We start from the raw sequence: 5,724 nt of genomic DNA, 5'->3' as shown, positions 1-5,724 counted from the left end.
CCCCGAAGGGATTCGGCGGAGACTGGCCGGTGCGCAGCAGCGGCCCTGGCGGAGTGGGGCTCGACGACTGAACCGCGCAGCGGGTCAGGAGCCGAAGGGGGCCAGCGCCCTGCCTGCTTTTTTGGTTACATCCATCAATGAGCAGCTGCTGCGCGTCGCTGTGATCCAGACGACAACAAGGCGCAGTGTTGTTGAAATATCACATAGCCTAATGCTAACGTACGCATCCATTAGCATTAATACAGGGACAGGATAATGAGCGGTCAATCTCAGACTGAACAGGCCCGGGCCATTTTTTTGCATAAATATACTTATTCCAGAGAGGATCTGGCCGCTGATTACCAGGCCGAACTTCTCAATTACAGCTACGAGAAATGGGAATACCCGCAACGTGCTGCCCGCCTCAGTGCTGCCGTGAAACGTTACAAATCTTTCAGAATGCTTTGTTTCATCTTTGAGATTGCTGATGAAATCGAACTGGACTTCACACCGCTGATTGTAAAACGCCTGTGCAACCGCCTTTTCGGGCGATCCGGCAGTCAGGACATGATCGTCGATATTTTTGGTCAAAAAGGTCGGCAGCACCGTAGTCGTGACAATTTGCCCTCAGTTATTGATGGGGTGGTCGAACGTTACCGCCTCGCTGCGTTTTCCTGCCAGGCTTCCACCCAGAACGATATCGAACAGGTCAAGAAAGCCTACCAGGCCGGAATCACGATAACCCGCCAACAGGCAGAGTAATGCTGGCCTCTTAATGCTATCGTACGCATCCATTAGCATTAAGAATATCATTTATTGTGGCGCAGAGACGAATGGGAAGAGAGCGGCAGGCGCGGCCGTCCCGCTCCGTTCGGGTTGTTCATGCGCGCGGTCGCGACCGTAAGGAAAAAGGGGCTACCGGCGAACCGGCAACCCCTTCATAAAGGCGCTTGTAGTCTTTCCAGACGACACCAGAAGCCCTGAAAAGGCGGGGTTTCCCCCGCCTCCAGGTTGCTACTTACTGGATTCGTAGGCAAGCACGGCAGCGACCTCCCGTTGCCCGTCCTTCAACCGGATTTCGCAGAGCGATTTCCGTGTCAGGTATGTGAATATCAACAGTGTGAGACACACTATGAGTACGCACCAGATAACGGTACTTCGCGGCTGTTTCATAGCCTTCTTCTCCTTGCGCAGAGCGCAGTAAGCGGCTAATCTAGATGTGTCTAGCATTCAGATTGGCCTCGGGTTAATGAAAATTAACTTCGGGGCTTTTCTCTTTCTGCCTCACAACAACCGTAACAAACCCACCGAACGTCATGAGACAAAAAGCCTCAAGCGCCGTCGCCATTATACCCCGATGCCTGTTTTCTGCCCAGGAATAACAGCCTGAAAACTGTATAAATCCTCATCCTTTTCGGCGTCATTTTACGACCGACAGGCCCAGCGCCTCCCGAATTTCAGCCGCCCGTTTTTCGCTACCGGCATTTACTCCGGCGTTATATACCAGGCTGATCAGCTCCTGTAACTGCGCCCAGTCATCCCGGGCCAGTCTTGCATCCAGTCGATACAGAATTTTCCCGCTGGCGGCATGCCGGAACACGGTACCCGTTTCTTTTTTGTCAAACGTCCGGCTGATAATGCTCAATATCCCTCCCGGTTATCCCGGCCCTCAGACCATTCAAGGATCTGGTCTTCCAGCGCCTCCAGATGTTTGTCGATGCTCTCAGACAGCTGCTGGCTTTCGGTCTCCAGCCAGCCACTCAGTCCGTCCCATTCGCAGGTCATTTCTTTCAGCTTTTCTGACATGGTACGTAACTTATTGCGCTGGCTCCGTGCCACCTTCAGCGCTGTCTTACAGGGGTTATTTCTCATGCCTCCCCCCGATGATGCTTGAGCTTGTTGGGTACCAGCCAGCGCTCGGCAGCGCGGATATGTTCAGCCGTTTCCCGGACAATAAACGGGATTTCATACATCACTACATACAGCGGCTCGCCGCTCAGGCGCAGCCACTCCAGTTCCTTCAGCGATGCGTACCGCGTCTGCCAGCGCCAGAAAGCACTCGTCAGCTCCCCCGCGTCTAACTCGTCGCTCCAGCGGGTGTACCATGTGCAGACGGTTTCTGGTGACTGGAAGTTCAGATCCAGTTCGGCCTGTGCGAGCAGGTTCCGGCGCAGCCGCCACTGCTGATCGACTTCCCGTGCTTCGCGGCGCAGCTGCCGGGTGGTGCTGATTTTCGCCCTGTGCAGTCGCCTGTCCGTCCGGGTGTGCAGGACCTCCGGGAACAGCTCGGCCTGAACATCCGGCGTCAGCGGCAGCGGACAGGCTTCACCGCCTGTGGCGATCATAATCTCCAGCGCTTCCTCAACCTGTTTCAGGTTCGAATGGCGGTTCTTTGGCACCCAGTTCAGCCCCGGGATCTGACGGGCCACTGTGGCATTCAGGCGACCGCTGCCCGTCAGCACGCGAAGAAAGGTGCGCACATATGGCATGGCGGGCAGACGTGTGCCGCGTTCCCGGGATGACTCGACCAGGCTGATGGCCTGAATCGCCGCCTGACGGGCAGGTTTCAGGGAAACGAGCGCATGTGAGGACGGGATCATGCTGTCACCTCCCCACTCATCAGGTTAACCACGGTGCTGGCGGTGCAGTTGAACCGGCGCAGACCTGCCATCTGTGCAATCAGCTGACTGACACGATCGGGCTGGAGCGTTTTGTTCTGGTACAGGGTGCGCACGACTTCACCGCCGGAAGAGAGCAGCACCAGAAGCCAGTACGGCGATACTTCGCCAGGACTGCACACACACAGGTGCCAGGCATCACTGTCATCAGCACTGAAACGGCACTGTACGGGGAAAAAGCCGCCAAACTCGCTGCGGTACTCGGCGCAGACACGCCAGCCCTCTGGTGTTGTAAGCAGACCGATCACGGCATCGCTGAGAACGCGGCGTGCGTCCTCGCCCTGCTGGCGGATAAACTCAAAATCGGATTCGGTCAGGGTGTTAATTCGGGTCAGGTCATAATGCATTGTCATGTTTTTTCCCGCCGCCCGAAGGCGGCGGTCTCCGGTATCAGGCTGCGTGGTCAGTGGTTTCAGTAACGGTTTCGGTGGCTTCATCGGCCTGTTCAGCTGGCGCGGAACGCACCATCCAGTCAGGCACCCAACCCACTGCTCTGAGATCTTTCGCTGCTGCCTGCGCCGCATCGCGGCGCTTGAGTTTCACAACCTCGCCAGCCCGGTCTGCCATCCCGGCATCTTCGTATGCCCGGCCAATCTGGATGATTTTCAGCTTGCCGAAGTAGTTCTCTGCATCCGGTTGCCACCAGTTACGCAGGTCAAAGTCCAGTGCAGCTTCCAGTCCATCAAGCTCACTTTTTTCGGTACGGTTATACAGCCGTTCCTGAAGGCCATTAATCCCGTGGGCGGCACAGAAGCCCAACAGCGCATTGACCTGCTCCGCAGGCCATGTCAGCAGCCAGGTGAAATCCAGATGCCAGTTTTCCGGCAACGTCATCTGAATGGCTTCACGCTGTGCTTTCAGCGACATCAGGGCTTTACCCTCTTCCCCTGACGGAGCCAGCGAGGCAAGGAGGTGCTGATTCGTGGTAACGGAGGCTTTCAGGGGTTCCCGGCGATGTCCGTAATTGCGGTCAAACATAGAGAGGCACAGCGTCCATGTCAGCAGGGCCACTGACACATCCGGTCGCCCTGCCAGCTCGGCCTGAACCGCGAGCGTACGCTCGGCAGACATGGCCTTCACCAGTGTCGCGGGATAAGCGTCAGCGGGAATCTCCGGCGTGGTATAGGTGATCACGTTGTTCGCGTTTTCGTGCGCCTGTCGGGCCTCTTCCTCCTGCTGGCGATCCTCCTCAGTCAGCCTGCGGATCCCCGGTTGAACCTGAAAATCACTGCCATTCCATGACACCCAGATACCGTGTGCAGCGCGGAACTCTGGTGTGGCTTCGCGGTACGTGGCTTCACAGTAAATATCATCAATCATCTGCTGTAATTCGTATTCGTCTTCATAAGCCGCACAGCCATCCATCGCATCCTCAAGCTCACGGACCCGCTGCTGTTCATCGTCCGTCAGGACACCCTGCGGCATGGCGAAACGGTACTGCTCCTTGTCCTCACCGTGGCCACGCAGCTCTGTCATGCGGAACTCTGCCCAGCCCCAGCCCTGCTCCTGTTTTAACCGGGCCGCAAGGACGGTCAGTTTGCCATCCAGAAGCGATCTGACCAGCGCAGCATCCACAAAAGTGCTGTCCTTATCGCTGAACAGATCTGCGGTCAGTTCACCGCCTGCTGCGGTATAAGCGTCCTCACCAACAAAAACGAACATCGGGTGGCTGATGGGCATTTTGTCGTCTGTCGCCATTTTGCGCAGGGTGTGGGCGACCGGGGCACGACCGTTCCACTGCGCCTTGGCATCCTCCCAGACCTGCATCTGTCGTTCGTGGGAATCGGCAAGCGTCAGCGCCTCGCACTGCTCAAGCTCCAGTTCATCCCGCGCCAGCGCATCCAGCAGGGCCGGGGCAAGGTTCGCCAGCTTCAGGCATCGCTGGACATGGCGCGGATGGAAGCCCATCAGTGCGCCGATCTGCGAAGGCGTTTTGCCGTCCTGCTGAAGAGTACGAAAACCAATAATCTGCTCGGCAGGATGCATGTTCTTGCGTCTGCCGTTCTCGATCATCGAGGCCGCTACTGCCAGCTCTACGGGCAGGATTTTCACCGGAACAAAAGGCGTGTCAGCATCAACCACACCGCGTAATACCAGAATACCGGTTCCCCGGCGGCGACCTTCCCCGCCCACGATGCCGATGGTGCCGTCAGGCTGATCCACACCGATCAGATTCTGAAGAATACCCACAGCCTCAATGCTGTTGGCCATCTCTTCCACTTCCCCCTCGGTATGCGCAATGATGCGCGTGTTCAGTTCTGAGCGTGTCAGACGGGAGAAAGGGAAGGTTTGCACAGGCGTGTCCGCGAGGAGTTGCACGAGCTTCTGCTCCGTGGTCTGCGCGGTTTTAGCAGCGGATTTTTTGCTGCGCGGTGTTTTTGCCGTAGAATTGCTGGCGACCATTATTTTTACCTCTTCGTTTAAGTGATGGTTTGCCGTGGCCGGATTGCCCTCCGGTCACGGCTCCCGGTTAATCGGTGATGCGTTCAGGGTGCGAAACCAGTGCTGCAAAAGACGGATAGCTGTCGAGAACCTTCATCATGGCTTTCGCGCTCTCGAGCATGGCGATATCTGCGGCTGACGCGCGGTTTTCACAGACCGCGATCGTTGCCAGTACGCCAGATTTCATGTCAGAAAAACGCTCATACATGCGGTTGCTGAAGAGGACGCGCTTGCCCTCTGCCATGACCTGCCAGTTGTTGCAGTCGTTAAAACGGGTGTCCACGTTGTCGAACTCCACCACATGGGTGTCGGTGGCCTGAATGCGCAGCAGCTTCACCATGTCGCGGCTCTCTCCGACTTTTTTACCCGTCAGGGCAGTTTTCAGGTTCTGCATTTTTTCTCCTTTCTGGTGGTTAAGGCCGGATCCCCGGCCCGGTAAATACCGCGCGGACTACTTCACGCCAAGGCGACGGAACATATCGGCAAGAATGTTTCGACGGGCATAAGATGCCCCCGCCGCTTTCAAATCTTCCAGAACGTTCCATGCGTAGCTGACCTGCGTCCCGTGAACAGCGATCAAGTGGGCTGTCTCAGGCTCAGGAAAAGACAAAACCCATCTTCCGGT

Annotated in this window: 9 protein-coding genes; 1 reads left to right on the top strand and 8 read right to left on the bottom strand. The window is 56.8% G+C overall.

Going from position 1 to position 5,724, the window contains the following annotated elements; all coding sequences use genetic code 11:
- Positions 1-255 precede the first annotated feature (255 nt).
- Positions 256-741, top strand: coding sequence for a cytoplasmic protein (locus ACOYA6_RS22975; RefSeq protein WP_422655471.1), 486 nt, complete (start codon positions 256-258; stop codon positions 739-741).
- Positions 742-993: 252 nt separating this feature from the next.
- On the opposite strand, the gene ACOYA6_RS22970 is transcribed toward ACOYA6_RS22975, so the two are convergent.
- The 8 genes from ACOYA6_RS22970 to ACOYA6_RS23110 form a co-directional block, all read right to left on the bottom strand.
- A complete protein-coding gene (locus ACOYA6_RS22970; protein WP_176483462.1) occupies positions 994-1,152 on the bottom strand; it encodes a type I toxin-antitoxin system Hok/Gef family toxin in 159 nt (52 codons plus the stop codon).
- Between the two features lie 247 nt (positions 1,153-1,399).
- Entirely contained in the window at positions 1,400-1,624 is a 225-nt protein-coding gene (locus tag ACOYA6_RS22965) for a hypothetical protein (RefSeq protein ID WP_422655470.1), read from the bottom strand.
- Positions 1,621-1,851: a hypothetical protein gene (locus ACOYA6_RS22960; RefSeq protein ID WP_234115813.1), complete on the bottom strand. Its 231-nt coding sequence runs from the start codon at positions 1,849-1,851 to the stop codon at positions 1,621-1,623. Before ACOYA6_RS22960 ends, ACOYA6_RS22965 begins: the two co-directional genes overlap by 4 nt.
- A complete protein-coding gene (locus ACOYA6_RS22955; protein WP_422655469.1) occupies positions 1,848-2,579 on the bottom strand; it encodes a plasmid SOS inhibition protein A in 732 nt (243 codons plus the stop codon). The genes ACOYA6_RS22960 and ACOYA6_RS22955 overlap by 4 nt, the downstream gene beginning before the upstream one ends.
- On the bottom strand, positions 2,576-3,010 hold the full coding sequence (gene psiB, locus ACOYA6_RS22950; RefSeq protein ID WP_148569903.1) for a conjugation system SOS inhibitor PsiB: 435 nt from the start codon (positions 3,008-3,010) through the stop codon (positions 2,576-2,578). The genes ACOYA6_RS22955 and psiB overlap by 4 nt, the downstream gene beginning before the upstream one ends.
- Positions 3,011-3,047: 37 nt before the next feature.
- Entirely contained in the window at positions 3,048-5,060 is a 2,013-nt protein-coding gene (locus ACOYA6_RS22945; protein WP_422655468.1) for a ParB/RepB/Spo0J family partition protein, read from the bottom strand.
- A 67-nt stretch (positions 5,061-5,127) separates the two neighbouring features.
- On the bottom strand, positions 5,128-5,493 hold the full coding sequence (locus ACOYA6_RS22940) for a hypothetical protein (protein ID WP_181726293.1): 366 nt from the start codon (positions 5,491-5,493) through the stop codon (positions 5,128-5,130).
- Positions 5,494-5,550: 57 nt separating this feature from the next.
- On the bottom strand, positions 5,551-5,709 hold the full coding sequence (locus tag ACOYA6_RS23110) for a hypothetical protein (protein ID WP_479687078.1): 159 nt from the start codon (positions 5,707-5,709) through the stop codon (positions 5,551-5,553).
- Positions 5,710-5,724: the final 15 nt, after the last annotated feature.

This window comes from Leclercia barmai (genome assembly GCF_049312895.1).
Lineage (GTDB): Bacteria > Pseudomonadota > Gammaproteobacteria > Enterobacterales > Enterobacteriaceae > Enterobacter > Enterobacter barmai.
Note: the sequence above shows the minus strand (reverse complement) of the source record. Positions and strands in the feature narration are given on the sequence as shown.